Genomic DNA, 26,307 nt, shown 5'->3' with positions numbered 1-26,307 from the left:
TCATACTTCCTGATTTTTTAAAGATGGCAGCCCGATGGCGGGCAACAGATCGGCAAAATGCGTTAATACGCAATCTGGATGACTTTCGGCAATAGATTCACCGTAGTTATATCCATAAGTCAAACCTACACAGGGGCAACCGGCAGCCTGTGCGGCCATAATGTCATTACGCGAATCACCGACAAATAGCAGTTCGCTAGCGCGTAGCCCCATTTTCCCCAGCATCAAATACAACGGCGCAGGGTGGGGTTTCTTCTCGATAACATCATCTCCACCAATAACCAGTGAGAAATAATCAGCAATACCGAGAGAAGCCAGTAAAGGAGCAACAAAAGGCGTGGGTTTATTGGTAATCAGCCCCATCGGCAAACCTGCCGCAGCCAATTGTGCCAGAGTGTCTTTAACCTGAGGGAAAAGCTGGCTACCGCGCTCTACGGTTTGCGCATAATAGCCATCAAACAATTCGCGAGTCTGGCGGCATAACTCAGGTTGTGGCTCCACGCCAGCCCAACGCAGCGCTCGCTCAACCAAAACATCGGCTCCGTTGCCAATCCAGGTGGAAACCCGCGTCTGACCAGCCCTTGGTAATCTTTGATGTTCTAATGCCATATCCATCGCGCTGGATAGCCCAGGAACACTGTCCACCAAGGTACCGTCCAGATCGAAAGCCAACCCACGAATCGCATTAAACTCAGCCATAAACCGCCGCCAATTCGCTGCGCATCGCATCAATCACTGCGGCATAGTCCGGCTTGCCGAAAATGGCAGAACCGGCTACGAACATATCAGCTCCGGCAGCAGCAACTTCGCGGATATTATCCACTTTGACACCACCATCAACTTCCAGGCGAATATCATAGCCACTTTCATCAATGCGCTGACGCACCTGACGCAATTTATTCAAGGTTTCGGGAATGAAGGACTGGCCACCGAAACCGGGGTTTACCGACATCAACAGGATCACATCCAATTTGTCCATCACGTAATCCAGATAGCTCAGTGGTGTTGCTGGATTGAATACCAGGCCAGCTTTACAGCCGTGGTCTTTAATCAATTGCAGAGTGCGATCAACATGTTCGCTGGCTTCAGGATGGAACGAAATATAACTCGCGCCCGCTTTGGCAAAATCCGGCACGATGCGATCAACGGGTTTAACCATCAGATGAACGTCAATCGGTGCGGTTATACCATAATCGCGCAGCGCCTGGCATACCATCGGTCCCATGGTAAGATTTGGGACGTAATGGTTATCCATCACATCGAAGTGAACCACATCAGCGCCCGCAGCAATTACCTTCGCGGTATCTTCACCTAACCGGGCAAAATCTGCCGACAGAATGGACGGGGCAATCAAAAACTTTTTCATCCGCTTCTCCAAACTTTTCATCTGCTTCCCGAGGCGTATTCTCGCTGTGGGAAGCGCGGGGTTTGTATCCTTACCCGGTGGGATATCCCACTCAGCTGTACAGCGCCAAAAGCTCGTTTACTTTGTTACGGCCAAGAATATTACGGCTGATCGTGCGGCGCGCCTTCACCACATGCAATGACGCCTGATGATACCAATTTCGCGTCAATTCAGTGTCATGATTAGAGATCAGTACCGGAATCTGGCTTTCAGATGACAGTTGATAAGCCAGACGAGCCAGATTTTGTTGATCTGCAACACCAAAATTATTGGTGTGATACGCCGTGAAGTTCGCTGTTGCAGAAAGCGGAGCATAAGGCGGATCGCAATACACCACGGAACCACTAGCCGCTTTCTGCAAGGTTTCCTGGTAATGTTCACAGACAAAAACCGCTTTTTGGGATTTTTCTGCAAACCAATATAATTCAGCTTCTGGAAAATATGGTTTCTTGTAACGGCCAAAAGGCACATTGAACTCACCGCTCAAATTATAACGACACAGGCCGTTATAACAATGGCGATTAAGGTAGAGGAACAACAATGCACGGCGGTAAGCATCTTTGCTGGCGTTGAACTCTTGCCGAATCAGATAAAACTGTTCAGACATGTTGTATTCAGGGGTAAATAAAACGCGAGCGTCACGCACAAAGTCATCAGTACGCAGCTTAACAATGTTATACAGATTGATAAGGTCGCTGTTGATATCGGCCAGAATATACGATTCATACTCGGTATTCAAAAACACCGAGCCCGCACCGACGAATGGCTCAATCAAGCAATCCCCCGCTGGCAGATGGCGTCGAATGTCATCAACCAGCGGATATTTCCCACCAGCCCATTTTAAAAAAGCGCGGTTTTTCTTCATGCCGTCAGTTAGCTACTTAATAATTCAGAGCCGCAGATTGTACTCTGTTTCAAACAGCACATCAGCGCACAGATAAGAATGATTTATTTTTTCAGGTCTTTCTGTACTTGATGTACAGGTTTAACCCATGGTTTCTTCGCTTGGACATCCGCCGGTAAGCTGCCAATCGCCCGCTTCGCTTCCGCAGAAGAAGCATAGTTACCACTTACCAACACATACCAAGGCTTACCATCACGTTTAGTCTCATAAACCTGATAGTTGGTTAATTTTTGCTGTTTCGCATAGGCATTCAAAGTATCAGAACGTGACGCGCTGCTTAACTGCAAAGTAAAGTGACTACCCGGCACACTCGTCAAAGAGCCGTTATTGTTCGAGGCTACAGACGTATTTTTAGACGGTGCCTTACCCACGGCTGTCACATTTTTATGCGCGGTAGCGGTTTGTTTATTCGCTCCGTTAGCAAGATTTTGTGCTGGCTTGGTGGTACTTTCACGCACTGCGGGTGCTTTGAGCGCAGTTGAAGACGAAACAGTCGCCGGAGCCGTAGGCAGCGTTGAGACTGCACCGTTCAGATCCTGAGAAAGCGAATCCACTTGCCCTTGTTGCTGAGACAATGCATCAGACATGTTGCCTGGCAGATCAACCCGCTGAGTTGCTGCGTTACCATTTGCCAACGGCGGCGCTTCGGTCGGCGTAGATGAAATGGCTGGAACATTGATTGCTTGTGGTTGCCCAGAGTTATTCACGCCACTACCATCATGACCATCACTGGTACTGTTTGTCATGTTTGTTTGAGCGCCACTGGTCAGTGAAGATGAATCAGCGAGATTGATATCTCTGGCAGCCACATTAGGATTCTGCTGAGAAGCTTCATGCTGTGTCGGCGCTTTTAGCGCAGAGCCTATTGCAATAATAATCAGCAACAACACCAAAATACCAATGCCAATCATGATGTGTTGACGTGAAACAGCAATTTTAGGTCCGCTCGAGGCCTTGCGCGAGCGTGTAGGACGGCGATCACTTGTATCAGGCTTCAGATCGTCTTCCGGCTTTAACTCATCCATCTAAACCCTCCAACTCGAGGCAAAAAGCCTACCGTTGCTTCAGCAACGATTCGGCAGATTAAGTTGACTGACAACAAAGAGACCAGGACGGACCTTTGCGAAGAAATATGATGTTTATATCATACAACATCATAATACTTATGCCATTTACCCTGCCAGGCAACGAGTTATCGAGGCAAGGACTATCTCATGGGAAATACCACCGCGAACCTCGGATTTGCCAATCGCCGTCGGTAGTACCAACCGGAGTTCACCCGCCAATACCTTTTTATCACGCATCATATGCGGCAAATAGGATTCCGGCGTCATTTGCGCAGGACCATTCACCGGCAAGCCCGCACGTAGCAACAGTTTTTTTATCCGCTCAATATCACCAGCAGAGAACTGACCGATAATATGGGCTGTTTCTGCGGCCATAACCATACCTACAGCAACCGCTTCGCCGTGCAGCCAGACACCGTAACCCATTTCGGCTTCAATGGCATGACCATAAGTATGACCTAAATTGAGTAGAGCACGCAGCCCATTCTCTTCTCGCTCATCGGCAGCAACCACCGCGGCTTTTAGCTCGCAGCAACGGCGAATGCAGTAGCCCAGCGCTTCCATATCCAACGCCAGCAACGCATCAATGTTGTTTTCCAGCCAGACAAAGAAATCGGAATCGAGAATGATGCCATATTTGATCACTTCGGCCAGGCCAGAAGCAAGCTCACGAGATGGCAGGGTTTTTAGGCAATTAAGATCAACAATTACCGAGGCCGGTTGGTAAAATGCCCCGATCATGTTCTTGCCCAGCGGATGGTTAACCGCCGTTTTTCCACCCACAGAGGAATCTACCTGAGAGAGAAGTGTAGTCGGAACCTGAATAAAACGAACGCCACGCTGATAACAAGCAGCGGCAAAACCGGTCAGGTCGCCTACTACACCACCACCTAAAGCGATAAGTGTAGTATCACGACCGTGCGGTTTTTCCAGAAGGGCAGAAAATACCTGCTCCAGAACGCTCAGAGATTTATACTGCTCACCATCAGGCAAAATCACCTGATCAACTTGAATACCACTTTGCTCCAACACCGACTGGATAGAATCCAGATAGAGAGGAGCCAGCGTTTGGTTAGTCACCAGCATTACCTGGTCACCCGCCTTTAGCGGTTTAAAAGAGGCCGGATCGTTAAACAATCCTGCGGCTATCGTAATGGGGTAACTACGCACCCCTAACGTGACAGTAATCTTCTCCATGTCGCGCTCAGTGACCTTCTTAACGTAACGTAACTTATGCCTTGCGGTACAAGTAGAATGCCAAAATCAATTGCTTTCCAGCATGTTAATGATCTGGTTAGCAACAACTTTCGCGCTTTGATCGTCAGTGCGGATGGTGACATCTGCAATTTCTTCGTACAACGGGTTACGTTCTTTTGCCAGTGCTTCAAGCACTTCACGTGGAGGCGCATCAACCTGTAACAACGGACGTTTTTTGTCACGCTGAGTACGAGCCAACTGCTTCTCGATAGTGGTTTCCAAATACACCACAACGCCACGGGCTGACAAACGGTTACGAGTTTCCTTAGACTTCACAGAACCTCCACCGGTCGCCAGAACAATGCCCTGTTTTTCCGTTAGTTCATTAATAACTTTTTCTTCACGATCGCGGAAACCTTCTTCGCCTTCCACGTCGAATACCCAGCCCACGTCAGCTCCGGTACGTCGCTCAATTTCTTGATCAGAGTCGAAAAACTCCATATTGAGTTGCTGAGCTAACTGACGACCAATAGTGCTTTTGCCGGCACCCATAGGCCCAACCAGAAAGATATTGCGTTTCTCTGCCATGTTTTTGGTATTACTAAGACTATTCGTTAATGATAACCCGCCCCGCCAATCAAATCAGCGGCGGGACCTAAACTGAAACCTCATGAGCGATAGTGCGAGATCAGACGAAAAATTATCTCAGCACTTCTGGTAGTTTGGCAACCGAATAAATCGTTGTACACGTCGTGGGAGGGAAACCATACGTTTTTATCGGCGTATCAACGTTACTTAAAACCTCGGAGCTCAATTCGGTAACCCTTGTAAGCTAAATCCGTCGCAGCGTCAAACTTAGAAGCCCCCAATCACACAAAAAGTTGCAGATTACCGTCAAGAATAGACTCTTTTTGCTCCTTACCTGCCCAATACCGTCAAATACTAATTAATCGAGGAGTAATGAAAATAACCAACTCCCGCCTGCTTTTCGCGTTAACCGTCTGTTTGAACAAGTGGCCTAGCAATGGAATATCGGATAAAACCGGCACTTTATTTGCCCCCCGAGAATTTTTTTGCTGAAAAATACCGCCAAGAACAATTGTCTCACCATCATTAACCGTAATTTGTGTTTTTATTTCTTGCTTATCGATCGCCAGCGATTCATTTTCACCACGTTTGATCGCCATACCCGGCATATTCTGGCTGATTTTCAATTTGAGCGTTATTTTCCCTGCGCCCAAGATGCGTGGAGTCACCTCCATCCCCAGCACTGCTTCTTTAAATTCAACCGTGGTTCCGCCATTTTTACCGCTGCTAACGCTGTAAGGTATATCGGTTCCTTGTTTGATACTGGCAGTTTGCTGGTGTGAAGTGGTCAGACGTGGACTGGCAATAATTTCCACCTGATTTTCTTGTTCTAGGGCGCTCAATTCCAGATCCAGTAGCTGGCCACTGATACGGGCAATATTAAAACCGGCAGTAATCGCACTATTCTGGATCGGCAGACCAACATTGAAGTTATTGATTCTTAGTGCTGAACCACCGCTATCACGTGCGGGAATGCCCCAGCGCACCCCCAATTCATGCAAACTTTCACTGCTGATGGTCACAATATGTGCGGCAAGCTGCACCTGCTGCAAAGGAGAATCCAATTCACTCAGCCAGGCTTTTAGTGCTGCAATGGATTCCGCCGTATCGCGGATCAATAACCGGTTGGTTCGCTTATCCGCAAAAACACGGCCCTGGGGAGAAAGCAACCCTCCGTGATTGACATTAAGATTGGCCGCTATCTCTTCCGCTTCTGCATGCAGCAGCACCTGTGAATGGCGATCCAACACTTGGTGTTTCGCCTTTTTCTCTCTTTGTCCTTGATCATGTAAAAACCGTGTGGCGACTTCTTGTTCCGTCAGCACCAGCAACAGATTTCCTTCTCGCTCAACGGTCAGGTTACCCATGCGTAACACCGTATCCAATGCCTGCTGCCAGGGAACGTCAACCAAACGAAGGCTTAGGTTGCCGCCCACATTAGCGGAGGCCACCAGATTAAGATTTTTATAATCGGCAAGTGACTGTAAAACCACAGAAAATGGCGCATTCTGAAATACCAGCGACACTGGCGGCTCACTCTGCTCGCTACGACAAAGTGAACAATACAACAGTAAAAATACGATACCGATACCGTGCGATCGGGGTGAGAATTTCATAAACCAACATCCTTTTAGGCAGATATTTTATCCTTAATCTTTAGCGTTTTTGGAGAGACCAAGACAATGAACGAGGAGCCTCCACACAAGATTCATCTGGGTTTTCGTAGTACAAATCCAATTGCTTCAAATCAATACGCTCCACTCGCCAACCGGCTTGCACATATTCATCTGTCGCCAGGCGCAGCCATTGCCCATCACGCCCTGAAACCCAACCACGATACGCCCCCTCGACACCCACCACACCGAGTAATACCCACCCTTTCAGTAAATGATGGGCGTTATTCTCACAGGGTGACACCGCCACTGGCCGAAATGGATCACGCCGTATTTCAAGATTGGGCTGCCCGATAGCCTTTGTGATAGCGAGTAACGACACGGGCAGCAGGATTTTTCCGCGCCAATTATTCATTGTCATATTCGGTAGCAGGTTCCAAAAACGTTAACGTGATTTTCAACCCCGTTGTTTCAGCCATGACCTGCAGATTCTCGACGCCGACAGGAGGGTAAAGGGCATCAATATTGCCAAGGATTTCAATCAACCCTTGAAAAGTCGTTTGTAAAACTCCGTGCCATTGCTTGGCTTTGATGACACCCTCATTTTCCGAAACTTGTCGCTGCAAACTCACAATCTGTCCACCACTATTTACAACCCATTCTCCAATATGGCTAATCAATGGACGCTTCAACATTGTTTGCGTACGAAGTGGCAAATGCGATTGTTCCAACTGTTGCCGAAGCCGGTTCTGAGCCGGTAATTTGGCCAAAATCAGTTTGTGCTGTACTTGCTTATTTTGTAGTGCCCAAACACTCTCTTTCACTGCCGTCCATTTTTGCCATTCGGGACGAATCATCATGATATACAACAGGATAAAAACGACCACACTGACAATACTTAACCAAAAATAAAGTACAGCCCCTGAGTGGGCCTGTAATCGCAGGTGAAAATTATTCATCGGTTTCTCCCTCCTGCCACCATCGTGCTTGTATTGTGAATAACTTCTCCTTGTTATCTTGACGCTGTATGCCATGTATCTGGATATCAGCCTTGTCTCTTATTTGTGCAAGCTCGATATGAAGTTGGTTAATCGCGGCATAATCGCGGCAATAAGCATCGAAGTGATACACCTGTTTTTGCTGAAGCAATTGGGTTAGCCAACAATTTTCTGGCATCGATAATGCCAGCAAATTTAACAACGTAAGATAGTCCTGAGTTCGCCGATAAATTTGCTGTTGGCGATCATGATGATCTTTTCGCTGTTGCAACTCAGCCTGGAGTCGCTTCGTCGATTGCACCATGGTGTCCAATTGCATAATCTGTGCCAAAAGGGTTTCTTCTTCATGCCGATGTTGCACCCGTTCCGTATGCAGGAAGCCGGTAATACATATTGCGAACATCACGATAGCGACCATCTGCCCTATCAATAAATTACGCCAGAAACGATACCGTGCCTGTAGGCGAGCCATCCGCCACGGCAAAAAATTAACCTGATACATCAGCATCTACCGGGCGAATTGCCAATCCCCCAGCAAGCGCAAAAGACATCGGTGAAACAGGGAAAGGGGGCTGGCGTTGCCTAAACGCGAGAAAAGGCGACCAAGCCCGTGTATTCGCGGGTAATGGCCCGGCTAGCATACCGCTGTAATAGACGCCGTAAGGTTTGGCGTCCACCGCAGGGTTCAGTCTGTGTAGTTCAGCCAGTATTTCAGACGTGCAGCGATCCACTGGGGCGGGGATTAAGCCATAGCGAAAAGGCATGTCCGCAGATGTCGTCCAAAGCCACTCTTTTTCCAGACCGTGTACCAGTAAATGCTGCGGTTGCAACCCAGCCGCATTCGCCATATAACGCAGTGCACAGGGGGAAATATCGATCACCTCGGGCTGAAAATCGGCCTGTTGCAGACAATCCTGCCAGCGCTCAATATCTTGTTGACGTGCCGCAGTGATCAACTGTGGTTGTTGCTCAGCGCTATTTTCGCGGTAATCCAAAGCCAATACCTGGCTAATAAGCGGGAACTGGCGAGCCGCGGCACTATAAATATAATGACTACGATCCGGTTCTTTCAGTCGTTTATCCGGCAGTGCGAAGTTCTGTTGTAATATGCGCTGAATCGGAAGAGTAATACGTAAAGAAATATGTCTTGGTAATTGTTTGCGCAAATGCGAAAGCAACTCGCTCAACGCCTCTAAATGTTGTAAATTCCCATTTTGTAAAACACCGTCCGGCAATGGTTGTTGCCACCAATAGCGCAGCTGCCAGCCATATCGTCGCCGCAGCACCGCTAACGCCCGGACGCTGCTCATTTGAATATCCAGCCCAACCTGCCATATTTGTGCGTACATCTTCATCGACCTCCATATCGAGAGAGCAGAAAAGAACGTATCCATGTTGCATGGCTGCCTTTATACTACGGCGCGGTTGTTTATAAACTGCCCAAATGACATTGAATGGGAAATCTCAGGTGAAGTTCGTAAAGTATTTTTTAATTCTTGCGGTGTGTTGCATTTTACTGGGAGCAGCCTCGATATTTGGCCTGTACAAATATATTGAGCCACAGCTACCCGACGTTGCCACACTGAAAGATGTCCGACTACAGACACCTATGCTGGTGTATAGTGCCGATGGCGAATTGATCGCCCAATTTGGCGAAAAACGCCGAATTCCGCTGTCCTTACAGCAAATCCCACCGGAAATGGTGCATGCGTTTATTGCGACAGAAGACAGCCGCTTCTATGAGCACCATGGGGTTGATCCTGTGGGTATTTTGCGGGCAGCTTCGATTGCTCTGGTTTCTGGCCATGCCTCTCAAGGGGCAAGTACCATTACCCAGCAGCTCGCGAGAAACTTCTTTTTAAGCCCGGAACGAACCTTGATGCGTAAGATCAAGGAAGCCTTTTTGGCCGTGCGTATTGAGCAGCTATTAACCAAAGATGAAATCCTTGAGCTTTATCTGAACAAGATTTATCTCGGATACCGCGCTTATGGCGTGGGTGCCGCAGCTCAGTTTTATTTCGGTAAAGAAGTCAATCAGCTGACCCTGAGCGAAGTTGCCATGATTGCCGGTTTGCCTAAAGCACCATCAACTTTCAACCCGCTTTATTCTCACGATCGGGCCGTATCGCGCCGAAATGTTGTGCTATCGCGGATGTTGGACGAGAAATATATTACTCAGTCTCAATACGATCAGGCGCGCAGCGAACCGATTGAAGCGAGCTACCACGCACCGCAAATTGCTTTCTCGGCACCTTATCTGGCAGAAATGGTGCGGCAGGAGATGATAAAGCGTTACGGTGAAAATGCTTACACCGACGGCTATCAGGTTTATACCACCATCACCAAAAAGCTACAGCTGGCCGCCGTCGATGCCCTGCGCGCCAACGTGCTGGCCTATGATATGCGCCACGGCTATCGTGGCCCGTCAAACGTGTTGTGGAAAGTGGGTGAAAGCGCCTGGACACAAGCGCAGATCATCAATTCGCTGAAAACATTGCCGACTTATGGTCCATTACTCCCGGCGGTTGTGACACTGGCGAATGCCGATCAGGCAACCGCAATGCTGGCCAACGGTAGTAGCGTGACGCTGCCAATGGCAGGTATGCGCTGGGCGCGCGCGTTTAAGTCCGATACCGCCCAGGGACCAACCCCCAAACGCGTCACCGATGTGGTACAAGCCGGTCAGCAAATTTGGGTTCGCCAGGTTAATGATACTTGGTGGCTGGCGCAGGTACCTGACGTCAACTCTGCGATTGTCTCTATCGATCCGAACAATGGTGCGATCAAAGCGCTGGTGGGGGGTTTTGACTTTAACCAAAGTAAATTTAACCGCGCAACTCAAGCATTACGCCAGGTTGGCTCGAATATTAAACCCTTCCTGTATACCGCAGCGATGGATAAAGGCCTGACATTGGCGACGATTCTCAATGATTTGCCGATTACCCGTTGGGACGCCGGTGCCGGTACGGATTGGCGGCCAAAGAACTCTCCGCCAACTTATGATGGCCCAATCCGTTTACGTCAGGGTCTAGGGCAGTCTAAGAACGTGGTGATGGTTCGAGCAATGCGAGCAATGGGCGTAGATTACGCTGCCGAATATCTACAACGCTTCGGCTTCCCAGCCCAGAATATTGTACATTCAGAGTCGCTGGCGCTGGGTTCAGCATCATTCACTCCACTGCAAGTCGTACGTGGCTACGCTGTGATGGCCAACGGTGGCTATCTGGTCGACCCTTATTTCATCACCAAAATCACCGATGAAGCGAATCACGTGCTGTTCGAAGCCAAACCGAAGATCGTGTGTCATGACTGTAATCTACCGGTCATTTACGGTGATACGCAGCGCTCAATAGCACTTTCAGATGATAATGTGGAAAATGTTGCAACCTCACAGAGCAACAATATCAGTAATGTTCCCATGCCAGAGTTAGAGCAGGTTTCTCCTTCTCAGGTGCAGCAGGACAGTGAACAGCAATATGCTCCGCATGTGATTAGCACGCCGTTGGCTTTCCTGATTAAAGATGCGATGAACACCAATATCTTTGGCGAACCGGGTTGGATGGGGACTGGCTGGCGTGCTGGCCGTGACCTGAAACGTCACGATATCGGCGGTAAAACCGGTACCACCAATAGCTCGAAAGATGCCTGGTTCTCTGGCTACGGCCCGGATACCGTGACATCAGTATGGATCGGTTTTGATGACCATCGCCGTAATCTTGGCCGTAGTTCAGGCTCTGGTGCGATTGCAGATCAGATTACTGGCGGCGAGGGTGGCGCAAAAACAGCTCAACCCGCGTGGGATGACTTTATGAAAGTCGCGCTTGAAGGCATTCCAGAACAGAAAACCACACCGCCGCCGGGCATTGTTACCGTCGTTATCGATAAACGTACTGGCAAATTATCTGACGGTGGCGCAGGGAGTCGCCCTGAGTACTTTATTGATGGCACACAGCCGACGGAACATGCAGTACATGAAGTGGGCACCACGATAATCGATAATGGGCAAAGTCAGGAATTGTTCTAAGACGATACCGTGCTAAGGTGACACTGCCATCAGAAACGGGCCAGTCTAACGATTGGCCCGTTTTTTATGCGGTTAAGAATCTCTGCGCCAAAAATAATGCGCTGACATTCCGCGCCTCGTTAAAATCCGGATCATTGAGCAAATCCATCATGTTAGCTATCGGCCACAGTACTTGTGGCAAAGGCTCTGGTTCATCTCCTTCCAGGCTTTGTGGATAAAGATCCCGCGCTACCACAATATTCATTTTGCTGGAAAAATAAGACGGTGCCATTGTCAATTTAGTCAGATAATCAAAACGCTTGGCACCGTAACCTACCTCTTCCATTAACTCGCGGTTAGCGGCCTCCAGCATATCTTCTCCGGGATCAATCAATCCTTTGGGAAAACCCAACTCATAGGATTCTATCCCTACGGCATATTCTCGAATCAGCAATAAATTGTCACCAATCACTGGCACAATCATTACCGCTTCACGATGAGAAGGTCGCATCCGCTCGTAGAGCCGGTGGACACCGTTACTAAACTCCAGATTGACCGCTTCAACATTAAACAAGCGAGAGCGGGCAACCGTTTCGATATTCAGAATTTTAGGTTTTTGCAGGTGTTTCATGATAGCCCCGAATTAATAACCCACTGCTAATATGACGTAGTATTAGGGCTTACCAGCCTACCGTAACGTGCCTCAGGCCAATATATTCTTGTCCCGCTAATGCTAAAGTCTAATACACAGGGATTCTTTTAGAACTTGATCACATTGTGCGTTAATGGGAACCTTTATCGCAACGCCAGTTGGATATAATTTACCTGTTTTTAACATGATAACGGGCGTAAGCAAGGCTTATCCCATTAGAAAACCCCCTACCCTAATGCCAAAAGCGTTAAAGTACGCAGATGAAAATAGGAATATGCTGATATTCCACCTGTATCTACCCTGTTATCTTTCATGTCAAATAGGCCGTTGAAGAGCACTTTTATCTGATTATATCGCTGACCTAGACGCTGTTGCGCAGATTCACGAAATAACTCTTCCGTATGCCTTGGTACTGTTTTTATGCATAATATGCATTCTTTCATAGAGTTAATAGAGTTAAGTCGCACTCGGATGGGGATGGGATGAGCACAATAGTATTAATATTGGCCTTACTCTTTACCAGCCTTGTTGCTGTTGCTCTGCTATGGTGGTTTAAGTGCCGCAGTGCTTCTTCAGTTCCCCTTTCATTTATCAAACCCACGCATCGCACCCTGGCACCGGAAGAACGCGTTGCCGTGGAGAACTACCTGCTTAACCTGCCCGGGAGCAGCACATCCAATACCTTGCCCAGCTTCGATCCCAAAGCACTTCAGGGCCACACTAACGCATCTACTGAACTGGCGCTGACTCCAGACAGTGATAATGTCTATGCTGTCACCCGTGCAATTACCCGCTACGGTGTCGCCAGTGATGAACCGAATAAATGGCGCTATTATCTTGATTCTGTTGAGATTCACTTGCCACCGTTCTGGAAACCCTTTATCGCACAGGATAATTTTGTTGAGATTATCCAGACCAACACCGTCCCGCTGGTCATCTCATTAAACGGTCATTCCCTCAAAGACTACACGCTGGAGATACCGTTCCCGCAGGTAGCCCCTTCTTCACTGCAAAACGCGTCTATCCGTAAGGAAGATAGCGAACACATTGAACTGGTGAATATTCGTAAGGAAACACCAGAAGAACACGCGCTTTACGGATCGAATGGCCTGACGCAAGCTGCCACAATCTGTGTGGCTTTACTCCTGCTGTTTCTTAGCCTGATTAGCCCTGCCGTGGTGTTACCTTGGCTGATTCTGGTGGCTATCGCACTGATATCCTGGGCCTGTTGGCATTTATTTCGGCCACTCTCAGCTAACGATCTCAAAGAAGTGCATTGCCTTAGTGGTACACCCAAGCGCTGGGGATTATTTGGCGAGTCCAATCAAAGTCAGATGAATAACATTTCCCTCGGAATTATCGATCTGATTTATCCCGCACATTGGCTACCCTATTTCACTCATGATCTCGGTAAGAAAACCAACGTTGATATCTATCTGAATCGTCAGGTTATTCGTCAGGGACGTTATTTATCCCTGCATGATGAGATGAAGAACTTTCCTTTGCAGCGCTGGGGAAAGAATCTGACTTTGATGTTGGGATCGCTGGCGATCTTAATACTGCTGCTAACCTATATTCCTCTTAGCCTACCGCTTAAACTCAGCATGGCATGGATTCAGGGCGCGCAAACTCAACAGGTTACCAGCGTACTGGCACTGGAAAAAATGCCGTTGCGTATTGGGGATATGCTGAAAGCCAGAGGTACCGGTATGTGTTACGTACCGCCCAGTACCATGAGCCAGAATAACCTTGCTTTTACACCATTTGACTGTTCCAGTATTTACTGGAATACCGCATCGCCATTGCCACAACCCGAATCTGAAATCATTGAAAAAGCCGCGGCACTGGTGGAAACCGTTCATCAGCAGTTGCATCCGCAGGAAAGCAATGACGCTAACGTTAACCCAAAGTTAGCTACCGCGATTGAGAAATCCGGCATGACCTTGTTGGATGACTTTGCCGATATTGTTTTGAAGACCAATGAATTATGTAGAAACGAATCTGATTGTGGCCGATTGAAAAATGCGCTGGTCAATCTGGGTAATGCCAAAAACTGGGCTGCGCTGACCAAGCGGGCGCAGTCCGGTGCACTGCAAGGCATGAATGTGCTGCTCCGTCCGGTCAGTGCTGATGCGCTGGAAAGACTGGTGAAAACAGCAACGTCTTCCTTTGTTTATCGCGAAACGCATCTGGCCACGGAAGCGTTAAATAGCCCACCGCCCGGCGGCTTTTTGATTAGTAGTGATGAAGGCAAGCAGTTGGTGAGTCATCCGATCCCTTCTATACCGCTGTTTGATTACACCGCATTAGAGCAATGGCGCGAGCTGCAACGTTTATCCGGATTATTATTGAATACACCATTCAAGGCCGAGGGCGTTATCACCAGTATTACCGTTGATGCCAACGGTACGCGACATATCACGCTGCACAGCGAACCGGATGTGATCACCCTGAGCCGCTATTTAGGCACCACGTTACTGCTGTTCGCGTTAATGGCCTGTTTGGCCATCAATGGTTATCTGGTGCTCGTGCGGATGCGTAAAAACCGAACCCGCCTAGTTGATATCCAGCGCTATTATGATCACTGTTTCGATACCCCCCTCTCCCCTCCGTCTTACCTTCGCTAAGCGGCGGTACCGCATCAACCACACGCAGAGGTTGTCATTTTGCTATGCTAGGCTAAATATTATTTAGCGAAATTTTTGTGGCTGTCCTCTGGCGATCGCTGGACTGCCTGCCAATTGGAGTGATTATGCCCTGGGATGTTAACTGGCAAGATGTCGATACCGTACTGTTGGATATGGACGGTACATTACTGGATTTGGAATTTGACAGCTATTTTTGGCTACGTCTGGTGCCTGAAACCCTCAGCCAGCGTCGGAACATTCCATTAGCGCAAGCCAAAGCGATCATTAATGATGAATATCACGCGGTACAGCACACGCTGAATTGGTATTGCTTTGATTATTGGAGCCAAAGGCTGGATCTGGATATTTATGCCATGACGACGCAAGTCGGTCCGCGCGCCAGCCTGCGTGAAGATACACTGCCGTTTCTCCAGGGATTACGCGACTCGGGACGAAAAACCATTTTACTGACCAATGCCCATCCTCATAGTCTGCATACCAAGATTGCACATACCGGCCTCGATCAGCACCTTGATTTATTACTTTCCACCCATACATTTGGTTATCCAAAGGAAGATCAACGTTTGTGGCAGGCCGTTGCCCAGCAGACCGGGTTCAACCCAGCCAGAACCTTATTCGTTGATGACAGCGAGGCCATTTTGGATGCCGCAAAGGCCTTTGGTATCCGTTATTGCCTGGGTGTAAAAAACCCGGATTCAAGTTGTGCGGAGAAAACCTTCCAAAGCCATCCCGCGATCGGTGATTATCGCAAGTTGTTACCCGCTATTCGGCATAACGGTACTGGTGCAGCTTAACGGACAGGAGATTCTGTGAAAGAAAAATTGGCATCTGACACGGCTATTCGTTTGGATAAATGGCTGTGGGCCGCACGTTTTTACAAAACCCGAGCCATCGCGCGGGACATGATTGATGGCGGTAAAGTTCACTATAACGGCCAGCGAGGGAAACCCAGCAAGCTGGTTGAACTGAACGCAGAAATTCGTTTACGCCAAGGGAATGATGAACGTACAGTTCGAGTCTTAGCCGTTCACGGCCAACGCCGTAGCGCAACAGAAGCTCAGGCACTTTACGAAGAAACCGAGGCGAGTGTGGCTAACCGGGAAAAAGTCGCTCAGGCTCGTAAACTGAATGCCCTGACCATGCCACATCCGGATCGACGGCCAGATAAAAAAGAGCGCCGTAATCTGATCAAATTTAAATACGGCGAGTCGGAATAACCGGCGGCCTTTAAGAGAGAAAACTATGTCTAATCACGACCAATTACACCGCTATCTGTTCAACCATCATGCAGTTCGCGGCGAGCTGGTAACCGTTAATGAAACTTATCAGCAGGTTGTTGCCAACCACGATTATCCTGCACCGGTAAAAAAACTGCTGGGTGAGATGTTGGTCGCGACAAGTTTACTGACTGCTACACTAAAATTTGACGGCAATATTACCGTACAGTTACAGGGTGATGGTCCACTGACGCTGGCGGTTATTAACGGCAATAATCAGCAGGAACTGCGTGGCGTGGCGCGAACCAATGGCGAGATCTCTGCCGAGAGTTCATTAAAACAAATGGTTGGCAACGGTTATATGGTGATTACCATTACCCCAACCAAAGGTGAACGCTATCAGGGCGTGGTCGGTCTGGAAGGCGAAACTCTGGCCGAATGTCTGGAAAGCTATTTCATGCAATCCGAACAGTTGCCAACCCGTCTGTTTATCCGCACCGGTGAAGTAGACGGCAAGGTAGCCGCCGCTGGCATGTTATTGCAGGTTCTACCCGCTGAAGAGCGTAATGAGGATGAATTCGATCATCTGGCGCAGTTGACCACCACCATCAAAGCCGAAGAGTTGTTTACTCTGCCAGCAAATGAAGTGCTATATCGTCTGTACCATCAGGAAGAAGTGACACTCTACGAGCCGCAGAATGTTAGCTTCCGCTGCACTTGTTCTCGCGAACGCTGTGCCGATGCGCTGGCCACATTACCTGCCGAAGAAGTGCAGGAATTACTGGAGCAGGATGGCAAAATTGATATGCACTGTGAGTATTGCGGAACCCATCATCTGTTTGACGCTGTAGATATCTCCAGATTACTGGGCGGTAATAGCCCGGCTGACACTCAAATACATTAATTTTTCTGTCCTTTACGGGCACATCTTCTGTGCCCGATTCTCCTGCTGTTTCACTCTCTTGCTATAATTCGTGTTCTATCTCTCATAACCCAGCGAAAAGTAGCTCATATATTAAAATCTTTGATAGCAATCGCTGTTAATCGGAAATGAAGATTTACAATCGTTGGCATAATAATAAGTGACCCAGGAGTTAGACATGAGTGTTAAAGGAATCACCCCGCAAGAGCTCGCCAGTTATGGCATCCATAATGTAAGCGAGATAGTTTACAACCCAAGTTATGAGCTTTTATTTCAGGAAGAAACCAAGCCTGGACTAGAAGGCTATGAGCGCGGCACTGTCACCAACTTGGGCGCTGTTGCCGTAGATACGGGCATTTTTACTGGTCGTTCCCCTAAAGATAAATATATTGTGCGTGACGCTATCACCCAAAATACCGTGTGGTGGGCCGATCAGGGGAAAGGCAAGAATGATAACAAACCGCTAAGTCAGGAAACCTGGTCTCATTTGAAAGAACTGGTGACAAAGCAATTGTCCGATAAGCGCCTGTTTGTGGTGGACACTTTCTGCGGAGCCAACGCTGATACTCGTCTGAAGGTTCGCTTTATCACCGAAGTTGCCTGGCAGGCACACTTTGTTAAAAACATGTTTATTCGCCCTTCAGATGAAGAGCTGGCTCATTTCGAGCCTGACTTTATTGTCATGAATGGTGCGAAGTGCACGAATCCGAACTGGAAACAGCAAGGTCTAAACTCCGAAAATTTCGTGGCTTTCAACCTAACCGAACGTATGCAGTTAATTGGCGGTACCTGGTATGGCGGTGAGATGAAGAAAGGGATGTTCTCGATGATGAACTACCTGCTGCCGTTGAAGGGTATTGCCTCTATGCATTGCTCGGCGAACGTTGGGGAAAAAGGCGATGTGGCGATCTTCTTCGGCCTGTCCGGCACCGGTAAAACGACGCTATCGACCGACCCTAAACGCAAGTTGATCGGTGATGATGAGCATGGCTGGGACGATGACGGTGTGTTTAATTTTGAAGGCGGGTGCTACGCCAAGACAATCAAATTATCTGCAGAAGCCGAGCCAGATATTTACCACGCGATTAAACGGGATGCCTTGCTGGAAAATGTGATGGTGCTGGCTGACGGTACTGTTGATTTCAACGACGGATCCAAAACGGAAAACACCCGAGTTTCTTACCCGATCTACCACATTGAAAACATCGTTAAGCCGGTTTCCAAAGCCGGTCATGCAAACAAAGTGATCTTCCTGACCGCTGATGCATTCGGTGTTCTACCGCCGGTATCTCGACTGACCGCTGACCAGACTCAGTATCACTTCTTATCCGGTTTCACCGCAAAACTGGCCGGAACCGAACGCGGTGTCACCGAACCAACGCCGACCTTCTCTGCCTGCTTCGGTGCCGCATTCCTGTCTCTGCACCCGACTCAGTATGCGGAAGTGTTGGTGAAACGCATGCAAGCGGCTGGTGCTCAGGCCTATCTGGTGAATACCGGTTGGAACGGCACTGGCAAACGTATCTCGATTAAAGATACTCGCGCTATTATTGATGCCATCCTAAATGGTGATATCGATAAGACAGAAACATTTACTTTACCAATATTTAATCTGGCCGTACCCACCGCTCTGCCAGGCGTCAATCCAGATATTTTGGATCCGCGTCAGACTTACGGCAGCATTGAGCAATGGCAAGAAAAAGCCGAAGATTTGGCGAAACGCTTTGCAACCAACTTCGATAAATATACCGATACCCCAGCTGGGGCGGCATTGGTTAGCGCCGGTCCAAAAATCTGATTCGTCACGCTAATGCAAAAAGGGCACGAAATCTATTCGTGCCCTTTCCGGTTAATAACAACGTGGTCGAATGCTCCAACACATCGCTACCGTCTGTTAGCTGTGTTTTCCCAAAGTTGAAGATTTGACATCCAGCGATAACGGCAGATAAGCACGAATACGTAACCCACCTTTATCACTGGTACCAATATCCAACATCCCCGAGTGGGCATCGATAATGCGCTGAACGATAGCCAGCCCCAGCCCTGTGCCGCTAGTACTACGTGCACTATCTCCCCGAACAAATGGCTGAAACAAATGTTTCAACTCTTCTGGTTTGATTCCTGGCCCGTCATCTTCCACCTGGAACCAGGCTCGCTGCAACTCGGTACCACTACTGACTTTGATCCAACCATTACCATAGCGCGCGGCATTCACCACCATATTAGCCAGTGCCCGTTTGATCGATAATGGATGCACCTCGACCAAAACTTCTTCGTCACATAAATCGGTTTCAATTTCCCGTTCGTAACCACTTTCTGCTGCAATCACTTCACCGAGAATAGCGTTCAACTCACTCATTTCAGTAGGCATTTCCTGCCCAGTACGCAGGTAATCAATAAATTGCTCGATAATGGCGTTACATTCTTCGATATCTTTATTAATCGATTCGGAAAGATAGCCGTCTTCTTCCGCCATCATTTCGGTTGCCAGACGGATACGGGTCAGCGGGGTGCGCAAGTCGTGGCTAACTCCGGCCATTAACAAAGTACGATCGTCTGCCAGTAGCTTGACCCCAGAGGCCATCTGGTTAAATGCCCGGGTCACCGAACGCACCTCCGACGCGCCATATTCTCTGAGTGGCGGCGGAATATTGCCTTTCCCCACTTGTAGCGCCGCATGCTCTAGTTCAACCAAAGGTCGATTTTGGATGCGGATAAACAGCCAGGCTCCGCCGACTGCCAGCAGCATAATGGCCAAGGTATAACGGAACAGCGGTGAAAAGTCGCCCTGATGGATTTCAGTCAGTGGAACGCGTACCCAGATATCGGGCGATAACCACGTTTTCAACCATACTACCGGTGAATTTTTACTGACTTCAACACGAACATCCGTTGGTCCGCCAAGTTGTTGAGCCATTTGGTCACTGAGGAATTTGTAATGCTGAGCCCAGCGCAGGCCACTCTCCTCCGCCGCGGCGTTGGTATATAACGAAATACCCAACTCGCGGTAGATTTCACGCCGAAAAGCCGGCGGAACCTCCAATAGCGTGCCATCTTCCAATTGCAGGCGATCCGTCATCAGCATACGGACTTCGTAAGCCAAGACTTTGTTGAACTGCTGCAAACTGGGCAAGATGGCAAAGTTCAGCACCACTAAATAGGTAGTGACCAGGCTGACAAACAGCAAAGTCACTATCAATAACAGAGTGCGGGCAAACGAGCTACGTGGAGAAAAGCGCCATCGCCTCATGCTTTACTGCCGTCCGGTACAAAGACGTAGCCCAGACCCCAAACGGTCTGAATATAACGTGGATGAGCAGGATCTTCTTCAACCATACGACGCAGGCGAGAAATCTGTACGTCAATCGAGCGTTCCATTGCACTGTACTCACGGCCACGGGCCAGATTCATTAGCTTATCGCGCGATAACGGTTCACGCGGATGGCTTACCAACGCTTTCAACACAGCAAATTCACCGCTGGTCAATGGCATAGGCTCGTCTTCACGGAACATTTCCCGTGTCCCCAAATTCAGTTTGAATTTACCGAATGCGATAATCGCCTCTTCCTGTGACGGTGCGCCAGGCAGTTCATTGGCCTGACGGCGTAAAACGGCACGAATACGCGCCAGCAATTCGCGCGGGTTGAACGGCTTGGGAATATAGTCATCAGCACCAATTTCCAGCCCGACAATACGGTCGACTTCTTCGCCTTTCGCGGTGACCATGATGATTGGCATCGGGTTACTCTGGCTGCGTAAACGGCGGCAAATAGACAAGCCATCTTCCCCCGGCAGCATCAGGTCAAGCACCATCAGGTGAAATGATTCACGGGTTAGCAAGCGATCCATCTGTTCAGCATTGGCAACGCTGCGGACTTGAAAACCTTGCTCAGTCAAATAGCGTTCCAAAAGCGCTCGTAGGCGCATGTCATCATCGACGACCAGAATCTTGTGATTCTCTTGCATTTTATTACTCCCAAAGGCTGTATTGCCCGACCTTAATATTGTTAGAAAATATCACACTAACAGACAGCAATTTATGGTATATATTCTAGTCGAAATTGTTACAAAGCTTATTGTTCTACCTAATAATCAACAATTTTCGTCAAATGGTCGGTAGCGAATCGCCAATATCTCGTAAGTTGCCTCACCGTTAGGCGTCTGAACCGTAATTTCGTCATCCACCTGTTTACCAATCAAGGCACGCGCTACTGGCGAGTCAATCGAGATCCATTTTTTCGCTGGATCAAATTCATCAGGACCAACCAAGCGAAAAACACGCTCCTCTCCCTGATCATTCTCGACCCGAACCCATGCGCCAAAATAGACTTTGCCTTCTTGACGCGGATCGGGATCAACAATTTTCAATACATCCAAACGCTTGGATAAAAAACGTACCCGTCGATCAATTTCGCGTAATCGCTTTTTACCATAGATATATTCAGCATTTTCCGAACGATCCCCCATCGCCGCCGCTTCAGAAACCGCCTGTGTAACCCGTGGCCGCTCTTCTCGCCATAAGTATTTTAGTTCGAGGTCCAGAGCCTGCCAGCCTTCGCGGGTGATGTAATTACTTTTTGACATTCTCTTATCCACTCAACATCGGTTGGCCATGTAGATTTAGCTACCCAATATAACGCAACTTTCTGCCGATAAGTGTATTCCCTTAGAAACCAAGGAATTCCCCACTCGATTGACCGCCTATTTTGGGCTAATTCGTGCTAACGCCACTTCACATTAAGACTGACTGTGTTGACTTTTTATACGCCGAGTTATAAAGATTAAGGCGGGCAGAAAACAGCCCGAAGGTCATCAATTAACATTATGTTATCTATGGATTTATTACATGTCACTGAGGGTTTTAAAATGGAAATTATTATCCTAGAAACCAAGTTACCAGAGAAAGATAAACCTCGTCCTGCTGCCGACCAATAGCGGCCAAATACCTCCCTAATGTATTAGGGGGGTTCGCTTATGTTGTCGTTCACATACTGGAGTTCAAGCCATGGAAGGTACCAAACCGCTATTACTGCCCAACACAGTAGTATCAACAGATACAGCTTCGAGAGCGGGGGTTCTGCTCACAATTGCAGACATCGAACAATGGGATAGCTTTAGGCGTCTGCTTGACTATTGTGATGGGAAACATACCGCTCAACAAATCGCCGAGGAGCTATTACTCGACATAACCACGATCAATAAAGCGTTAACGTCTTTGGAATCAGCCGGTTTCATCTGGTGCCTAACCGATTATCAATCCATTCCAACGCCGCTGTTTTTGACGGAGTTCAACCGCTGGCTACCCATATGGGTGGATAGGATGTATGACCAACCGGTATGGCAAGGTTTATACGATGGCGTAGAACCTGCGTCATTACTTATCGGTTGGGCACAGGAAAATATGCATCACACGCGCAGCGTTATGTCGCATATGCCACGAGCAATAGAATACGCTAATGATAAAACCGGGCAAAATACCCAATTCCGTCATCTCAGAGAAGAATGGGATCATTACCGGTTGTTTATGTCGGCCTGCCACTCTACTGGCATTGACATGTCCAAGCTGGATAATAGCCCTCCTTTGGCAAGCACCACCAATATTACCTATTTTATGAACAGTGTCGCCAAGATGGGTACCTTGGTGTACAACGCCTGCGAAGCACTGCTGGAAGCCACAACCCAAAATGGGCACTCGGTGGCCGATTTCTATCAGACCGCAGGTCGACAGCTGGCTCTTCCCCAGATATTTACTGATCAGCTCATTCACCATTTACGGGTGGATCAAGAGTTTGAACATATCGATATCTTCGAACATCTGCTGGAAGATTATCCGACGCTACCGGCACAAACGGTCACTCAAATATTCACCAGTTGTCATCGCCTCACTAATTGGTTTGAGATGTGGCATGACGATATTTATCAGCACTATCACCCATCATTAAGTTTCGCTACCCATAACACCTTAGTTAATTCTGAACGGTTATTTGACACTAACGACATAAATTCAACTATTTAGGGATAGAGGCTACTTTATGGATAACACAGCAATACCCCCAGCGTTACCTCTTATGACTCCACAGGATTTGTCTTTTGCCGCTGATGCTTTGAATATTATTCAAGCCAAAGAGATGGATCAGCAGTTTTCTGCCATTATTCTTTCGCTACGCACTTGGCTCAAAGGAAATGCCATGAGCGAGTATTACGGGTTGACGCCACACTGCTGCAAACTCGCCGTTGAGATGTGTCATGTGCTGTATGGATTAGACAAGGCGCTGATTCGATGCGCCGCAGAAACCGAGGATAAACAGCTACAAGAGCTTTTTATTCTGCACGCTTTTCACGCCCATCGAATGAAAAAGACTTGGGATACTCTCTGTCAGGCGCTCACCCACGTCCCGCTGAGTGAGTTGGAACCATTAACCTCCACATTAATGTTTCAGCTTACATTGGAAAATATTGCGGCCAAGGATCCTTTGGCGTTTGCTTATGCCATAGATTTATTTGGTTCACCGGGTTATACCGAATCTATCGACTCTATCGCAGCGTTTTTTAATGAGCTACTTGATAACCCAAACGTCATTAACACCCTCACCATATGGCAGTCGGAGGCGCTTGATAACCGGACTTCTTTCGCCAGTATTCCGGCCACTCAGGCCTATGGTTATCCTCATAGTGGTAGCTACGGTAAAGCTTGTAGCGACATTATCGGTGCCCGCTTGCAACGCGATATCGACAGCAGTCTGATCAATCTGGCCTCACTGGGCGATCAGTTTCATTTATTCTATCGGGGTGTTCGGGTGTTCTACGTCGAGAAAGCATTCCCTTTCCCTCAACGACAAATGAATTGGTTGCACAGCGCCTAGATTCTGCGCCATATCTCAGTTAGAACTGGAGAAGACTATGCGGCTAAAAAATTCGGTTGTGGTTGAGTATCCTCGTGAGCGCACATTGCGTATCACATCAAGATTGCAGGTCGTTGAGGTCATTCATGACGATATCAATGCATTTTTTGTTGAAAAGCTATCTGCACATCGAAATCCTGCATCAGCATTAAACGAAGCCGGTTGCAGTGCCGATTTCAGTAGAGACTTTATGGCATTTCTGCATAAAAATATTCTGCTTTATCCTTTCCCTGTCGGCGCAAACTACATTGATGCCAGCGATGCTGCCGACGTGATCAATAACGAACTTAATCATTGGGCAGATATTTTGTATTTTGACCCGTTTTGGTCACGGATGGAGACACCCACTACAGTTTCAGATCTGAATACCCTTTACGCTTGGGCAATAGAAAACTATCACCATACCCATAGTGTGATTCAGCACTTGGGAACCGCACTGAGTCATACCCCGAATACGTTAATGGCGGATAAATTCATCACGCACTTGTCCGAAGAATGGGATCACCCTTATCTGTTCAAGCTGAGTGCAACACGCTTTCGTCATGCCCATCAATTACCCAATCTGGAGGGAGAATTACTGCCACTGCCTTGTACTCGCGCGATTTGCGCAATACTACAAATGGCCGCCAAGCGGAATTGTTTCGTTTACAAAAGCTGTGTAGCCGTATTAGAGAAAACAGCTCGGCGGGTAAATGAAACCCGCCAATTTTACCTCAATATCGCTACTCAGAACTTATTGGATTATAAACTGGTAGAACCGTTGGTCACCCACGCCGAAACCGATGAGGATTATGATCATCTTAATTCATTGAGTCAGTTTGCCGCCACCAGCCCTCCCTTGTCCATCGCCTGTGTGGAAGAGGCTCTGCGGTTGGCCTATCGCTTTGCCGAAGCGCTCCATCTCTGGCAACGCCACATGATGGATCTGTATCTCACTTACCCGCTGGGTGAAGGTCATCGCTCTCGACAGCTGGCTTAGGTCTGACTCAATGCTGCTATGGATACAATCGCAGCCATTACGGGTAATCTCTATCATTTTTGCTGGTTCGTCATTGGCTTATTACATGCTGATGACAACCCTCGCCATCTATCTTCATAGCTATCTCAAGCTGACGGTAGCCACTGTTGGCACCATTATTTTTGGCTACGTGTTTATTTCGCGCTTGGCAAAAGTCATATTGGGGCCTTGGTTTGATCGGCTTAGCCTACGTACCAGCCTGACATTTTCTTTGAGTATCGCCGCCGCCGGTTTTTTTCTGGCAGCGACCGATAATCTGATAGGGATTCTGGCACCTTGGTGCCTATGCATTGCGGGTATTGGTATCTCTTCCGTCGTACTGCTGACCCAATCCTGTATTGCTCGCCAAAAGCAGGCTTTATTGAACGAGGTTCACGCCCCTGCTGATTACTCCTTTATCTATGTCCTAATGCATAGCTCGGCACTTGTCGCTCCGGCCATAGGTTTTACTATCATGCGACATTTCCCCGGCGGACTGTATTGGATCATTGGGGGCTTTTATCTGCTACTGCTACTGTTCTGCCGACTTTTCCTGCCAGAGCCTCAATTACCACCGCCAGCGACGACAAACAAAGCGGTCATCACTGATTTTTTGACCGCTTTCAGGAAACAACATTACTGCCGATTTCTGTTGATCAATAGCCTGTTGTGGATGTTATATGCCCAACTCTTTTCTACCATTCCACTCTATATTCGTGAAATACTGGGTGAAAAAAGCAACCTAACGCTGTTCTACATGGTAGAAGCACTCACCGTCATGATGCTTCAGCACTGGGTTAGCACCTATATTAATCAACATATTCAGGCGTATTTCCATCAAGTCGCCCTAGTGATCTTTTCCCTGTCCTTCCTGCTAATCTACTACGCCCACAGTATGGTTTTAATCCTACTTGCTGGTTGTCTTTTCGCCTTTGCACTGATGATATTTATGCCCTGTTCAAACGCCGTTAATGCCGCATTCGCCGAGCCAGGTCGTTTCGCTACCTATTTTGGTTTGGTATCGCTGTCCGCCACCTTAGGCGATTCGTTAGGCAGTGCTTTAGGTATGACTGGCTTCAATTTATTACTGCAAAGCGGAATGTTAAGAGACTACTTTCTCTGGCTTGCTGGCATAACCGTCGCACTGGCATTTCTTCGCCGCAATCCGTATAACTGTCTTCTCTGATTTCCCTA

General features: G+C 48.2%; 25 protein-coding genes. 10 read left to right on the top strand and 15 right to left on the bottom strand.

Features of this window, described 5'->3' with window-relative positions; all coding sequences use genetic code 11:
* The 11 genes from DJ39_RS01285 to pilM all read right to left on the bottom strand — a co-directional run bounded on the left by DJ39_RS01285 (position 1) and on the right by pilM (position 9,121).
* Positions 1-699: a phosphoglycolate phosphatase gene (locus DJ39_RS01285; RefSeq protein WP_038242834.1), complete on the bottom strand. Its 699-nt coding sequence runs from the start codon at positions 697-699 to the stop codon at positions 1-3.
* The gene (gene rpe / locus DJ39_RS01280; RefSeq protein ID WP_038242835.1) at positions 692-1,366 is read right to left on the bottom strand and encodes a ribulose-phosphate 3-epimerase; all 675 of its coding nucleotides are present in this window, start codon (positions 1,364-1,366) and stop codon (positions 692-694) included. The genes DJ39_RS01285 and rpe overlap by 8 nt, the downstream gene beginning before the upstream one ends.
* 91 nt (positions 1,367-1,457) lie before the next feature.
* A complete protein-coding gene (gene dam, locus DJ39_RS01275) occupies positions 1,458-2,270 on the bottom strand; it encodes an adenine-specific DNA-methyltransferase (RefSeq protein ID WP_004718478.1) in 813 nt (270 codons plus the stop codon).
* Positions 2,271-2,353: 83 nt separating this feature from the next.
* On the bottom strand, positions 2,354-3,334 hold the full coding sequence (locus DJ39_RS01270; RefSeq protein ID WP_038242837.1) for an SPOR domain-containing protein: 981 nt from the start codon (positions 3,332-3,334) through the stop codon (positions 2,354-2,356).
* 147 nt (positions 3,335-3,481) lie between these two features.
* Entirely contained in the window at positions 3,482-4,573 is a 1,092-nt protein-coding gene (gene aroB, locus DJ39_RS01265) for a 3-dehydroquinate synthase (RefSeq protein WP_004718474.1), read from the bottom strand.
* Between the two features lie 66 nt (positions 4,574-4,639).
* On the bottom strand, positions 4,640-5,161 hold the full coding sequence (gene aroK, locus DJ39_RS01260; RefSeq protein ID WP_004718471.1) for a shikimate kinase AroK: 522 nt from the start codon (positions 5,159-5,161) through the stop codon (positions 4,640-4,642).
* 347 nt (positions 5,162-5,508) lie between these two features.
* A complete protein-coding gene (hofQ, locus tag DJ39_RS01255; RefSeq protein ID WP_004718469.1) occupies positions 5,509-6,777 on the bottom strand; it encodes a DNA uptake porin HofQ in 1,269 nt (422 codons plus the stop codon).
* Positions 6,778-6,817: 40 nt separating this feature from the next.
* Complete coding sequence (locus DJ39_RS17075) at positions 6,818-7,189, bottom strand: hypothetical protein (RefSeq protein ID WP_049688112.1); 372 nt, start codon at positions 7,187-7,189, stop codon at positions 6,818-6,820.
* Positions 7,182-7,733 carry a hypothetical protein gene (locus tag DJ39_RS01245; RefSeq protein ID WP_038242842.1) on the bottom strand — a complete coding sequence of 184 codons (552 nt, stop codon included), beginning with the start codon at positions 7,731-7,733 and terminating at the stop codon, positions 7,182-7,184. Before DJ39_RS01245 ends, DJ39_RS17075 begins: the two co-directional genes overlap by 8 nt.
* Entirely contained in the window at positions 7,726-8,274 is a 549-nt protein-coding gene (locus DJ39_RS01240) for a PilN domain-containing protein (RefSeq protein WP_038242844.1), read from the bottom strand. The genes DJ39_RS01245 and DJ39_RS01240 overlap by 8 nt, the downstream gene beginning before the upstream one ends.
* Positions 8,261-9,121 (bottom strand): type IV pilus biogenesis protein PilM, encoded by an 861-nt coding sequence (pilM, locus tag DJ39_RS01235; protein ID WP_038242846.1) that lies wholly within the window; start codon positions 9,119-9,121, stop codon positions 8,261-8,263. The genes DJ39_RS01240 and pilM overlap by 14 nt, the downstream gene beginning before the upstream one ends.
* 119 nt (positions 9,122-9,240) lie before the next feature.
* Here pilM and mrcA point away from each other — a divergent pair, with 119 nt between their 5' ends.
* Entirely contained in the window at positions 9,241-11,796 is a 2,556-nt protein-coding gene (mrcA, locus tag DJ39_RS01230; RefSeq protein ID WP_038251618.1) for a peptidoglycan glycosyltransferase/peptidoglycan DD-transpeptidase MrcA, read from the top strand.
* A 64-nt stretch (positions 11,797-11,860) separates the two neighbouring features.
* On the opposite strand, the gene nudE is transcribed toward mrcA, so the two are convergent.
* Positions 11,861-12,406, bottom strand: a complete 546-nt coding sequence (gene nudE, locus DJ39_RS01225) for an ADP compounds hydrolase NudE (protein WP_004718456.1) — start codon at positions 12,404-12,406, stop codon at positions 11,861-11,863.
* 503 nt (positions 12,407-12,909) lie between these two features.
* On the opposite strand from nudE, the gene DJ39_RS01220 reads away from it, so the two are divergent.
* The 5 genes from DJ39_RS01220 (at position 12,910) to pckA (ending at position 19,012) form a co-directional block, all read left to right on the top strand.
* Positions 12,910-15,054 carry an intracellular growth attenuator family protein gene (locus DJ39_RS01220; RefSeq protein ID WP_038251109.1) on the top strand — a complete coding sequence of 715 codons (2,145 nt, stop codon included), beginning with the start codon at positions 12,910-12,912 and terminating at the stop codon, positions 15,052-15,054.
* Between the two features lie 125 nt (positions 15,055-15,179).
* Complete coding sequence (yrfG, locus tag DJ39_RS01215; protein ID WP_038242850.1) at positions 15,180-15,869, top strand: GMP/IMP nucleotidase; 690 nt, start codon at positions 15,180-15,182, stop codon at positions 15,867-15,869.
* A 15-nt stretch (positions 15,870-15,884) separates the two neighbouring features.
* Positions 15,885-16,292 carry a ribosome-associated heat shock protein Hsp15 gene (gene hslR / locus DJ39_RS01210; RefSeq protein ID WP_004718450.1) on the top strand — a complete coding sequence of 136 codons (408 nt, stop codon included), beginning with the start codon at positions 15,885-15,887 and terminating at the stop codon, positions 16,290-16,292.
* A gap of 25 nt (positions 16,293-16,317) precedes the next feature.
* On the top strand, positions 16,318-17,196 hold the full coding sequence (gene hslO, locus DJ39_RS01205) for an Hsp33 family molecular chaperone HslO (protein WP_004718447.1): 879 nt from the start codon (positions 16,318-16,320) through the stop codon (positions 17,194-17,196).
* A 196-nt stretch (positions 17,197-17,392) separates the two neighbouring features.
* The gene (gene pckA, locus DJ39_RS01200; RefSeq protein ID WP_004718445.1) at positions 17,393-19,012 is read left to right on the top strand and encodes a phosphoenolpyruvate carboxykinase (ATP); all 1,620 of its coding nucleotides are present in this window, start codon (positions 17,393-17,395) and stop codon (positions 19,010-19,012) included.
* A 96-nt stretch (positions 19,013-19,108) separates the two neighbouring features.
* Here pckA and envZ read toward each other — a convergent pair whose 3' ends face one another.
* The 3 genes from envZ to greB form a co-directional block, all read right to left on the bottom strand.
* Positions 19,109-20,464, bottom strand: coding sequence for a two-component system sensor histidine kinase EnvZ (gene envZ / locus DJ39_RS01195; protein WP_038242854.1), 1,356 nt, complete (start codon positions 20,462-20,464; stop codon positions 19,109-19,111).
* A complete protein-coding gene (ompR, locus tag DJ39_RS01190) occupies positions 20,461-21,180 on the bottom strand; it encodes an osmolarity response regulator transcription factor OmpR (RefSeq protein ID WP_004393220.1) in 720 nt (239 codons plus the stop codon). Before ompR ends, envZ begins: the two co-directional genes overlap by 4 nt.
* Before the next feature lie 126 nt (positions 21,181-21,306).
* A complete protein-coding gene (gene greB / locus DJ39_RS01185) occupies positions 21,307-21,798 on the bottom strand; it encodes a transcription elongation factor GreB (protein ID WP_004718441.1) in 492 nt (163 codons plus the stop codon).
* A 421-nt stretch (positions 21,799-22,219) separates the two neighbouring features.
* On the opposite strand from greB, the gene DJ39_RS01180 reads away from it, so the two are divergent.
* The 4 genes from DJ39_RS01180 to DJ39_RS01165 are packed head-to-tail and all read left to right on the top strand — an operon-like array spanning position 22,220 to position 26,299.
* The gene (locus DJ39_RS01180; protein ID WP_004718438.1) at positions 22,220-23,230 is read left to right on the top strand and encodes a MarR family transcriptional regulator; all 1,011 of its coding nucleotides are present in this window, start codon (positions 22,220-22,222) and stop codon (positions 23,228-23,230) included.
* Positions 23,231-23,246: 16 nt separating this feature from the next.
* A complete protein-coding gene (locus DJ39_RS01175) occupies positions 23,247-24,077 on the top strand; it encodes a hypothetical protein (protein ID WP_038242856.1) in 831 nt (276 codons plus the stop codon).
* 37 nt (positions 24,078-24,114) lie between these two features.
* Positions 24,115-25,095 carry a hypothetical protein gene (locus DJ39_RS01170; RefSeq protein ID WP_004718434.1) on the top strand — a complete coding sequence of 327 codons (981 nt, stop codon included), beginning with the start codon at positions 24,115-24,117 and terminating at the stop codon, positions 25,093-25,095.
* A gap of 10 nt (positions 25,096-25,105) precedes the next feature.
* Positions 25,106-26,299, top strand: coding sequence for an MFS transporter (locus DJ39_RS01165; protein ID WP_004718432.1), 1,194 nt, complete (start codon positions 25,106-25,108; stop codon positions 26,297-26,299).
* Positions 26,300-26,307: the final 8 nt, after the last annotated feature.

It is taken from the genome of Yersinia ruckeri ATCC 29473 (genome assembly GCF_000754815.1).
Taxonomy (GTDB): Bacteria; Pseudomonadota; Gammaproteobacteria; order Enterobacterales; family Enterobacteriaceae; genus Yersinia; species Yersinia ruckeri.
The sequence above is the reverse complement of the archived record's forward strand: the minus strand, read 5'-3'. Positions and strand labels throughout refer to the sequence as shown.

What these genes read in the sequence shown, in the direction of transcription:
- envZ (WP_038242854.1), bottom strand. Translation starts at nt 20,464, where the DNA reads ATGAGGCGATGGCGCTTTTCTCCACGTAGCTCGTTTGCCCGCACTCTG.
- hofQ (WP_004718469.1), bottom strand. Translation starts at nt 6,777, where the DNA reads ATGAAATTCTCACCCCGATCGCACGGTATCGGTATCGTATTTTTACTG.
- DJ39_RS01170 (WP_004718434.1), top strand. Translation starts at nt 24,115, where the DNA reads ATGCGGCTAAAAAATTCGGTTGTGGTTGAGTATCCTCGTGAGCGCACA.
- DJ39_RS17075 (WP_049688112.1), bottom strand. Translation starts at nt 7,189, where the DNA reads ATGAATAATTGGCGCGGAAAAATCCTGCTGCCCGTGTCGTTACTCGCT.
- greB (WP_004718441.1), bottom strand. Translation starts at nt 21,798, where the DNA reads ATGTCAAAAAGTAATTACATCACCCGCGAAGGCTGGCAGGCTCTGGAC.
- yrfG (WP_038242850.1), top strand. Translation starts at nt 15,180, where the DNA reads ATGCCCTGGGATGTTAACTGGCAAGATGTCGATACCGTACTGTTGGAT.
- aroK (WP_004718471.1), bottom strand. Translation starts at nt 5,161, where the DNA reads ATGGCAGAGAAACGCAATATCTTTCTGGTTGGGCCTATGGGTGCCGGC.
- ompR (WP_004393220.1), bottom strand. Translation starts at nt 21,180, where the DNA reads ATGCAAGAGAATCACAAGATTCTGGTCGTCGATGATGACATGCGCCTA.
- DJ39_RS01175 (WP_038242856.1), top strand. Translation starts at nt 23,247, where the DNA reads ATGGATAACACAGCAATACCCCCAGCGTTACCTCTTATGACTCCACAG.
- DJ39_RS01270 (WP_038242837.1), bottom strand. Translation starts at nt 3,334, where the DNA reads ATGGATGAGTTAAAGCCGGAAGACGATCTGAAGCCTGATACAAGTGAT.
- pckA (WP_004718445.1), top strand. Translation starts at nt 17,393, where the DNA reads ATGAGTGTTAAAGGAATCACCCCGCAAGAGCTCGCCAGTTATGGCATC.
- DJ39_RS01240 (WP_038242844.1), bottom strand. Translation starts at nt 8,274, where the DNA reads ATGTATCAGGTTAATTTTTTGCCGTGGCGGATGGCTCGCCTACAGGCA.
- DJ39_RS01220 (WP_038251109.1), top strand. Translation starts at nt 12,910, where the DNA reads ATGAGCACAATAGTATTAATATTGGCCTTACTCTTTACCAGCCTTGTT.
- pilM (WP_038242846.1), bottom strand. Translation starts at nt 9,121, where the DNA reads ATGTACGCACAAATATGGCAGGTTGGGCTGGATATTCAAATGAGCAGC.
- rpe (WP_038242835.1), bottom strand. Translation starts at nt 1,366, where the DNA reads ATGAAAAAGTTTTTGATTGCCCCGTCCATTCTGTCGGCAGATTTTGCC.
- aroB (WP_004718474.1), bottom strand. Translation starts at nt 4,573, where the DNA reads ATGGAGAAGATTACTGTCACGTTAGGGGTGCGTAGTTACCCCATTACG.
- dam (WP_004718478.1), bottom strand. Translation starts at nt 2,270, where the DNA reads ATGAAGAAAAACCGCGCTTTTTTAAAATGGGCTGGTGGGAAATATCCG.
- nudE (WP_004718456.1), bottom strand. Translation starts at nt 12,406, where the DNA reads ATGAAACACCTGCAAAAACCTAAAATTCTGAATATCGAAACGGTTGCC.
- DJ39_RS01285 (WP_038242834.1), bottom strand. Translation starts at nt 699, where the DNA reads ATGGCTGAGTTTAATGCGATTCGTGGGTTGGCTTTCGATCTGGACGGT.
- DJ39_RS01245 (WP_038242842.1), bottom strand. Translation starts at nt 7,733, where the DNA reads ATGAATAATTTTCACCTGCGATTACAGGCCCACTCAGGGGCTGTACTT.
- DJ39_RS01180 (WP_004718438.1), top strand. Translation starts at nt 22,220, where the DNA reads ATGGAAGGTACCAAACCGCTATTACTGCCCAACACAGTAGTATCAACA.
- hslO (WP_004718447.1), top strand. Translation starts at nt 16,318, where the DNA reads ATGTCTAATCACGACCAATTACACCGCTATCTGTTCAACCATCATGCA.
- DJ39_RS01165 (WP_004718432.1), top strand. Translation starts at nt 25,106, where the DNA reads ATGCTGCTATGGATACAATCGCAGCCATTACGGGTAATCTCTATCATT.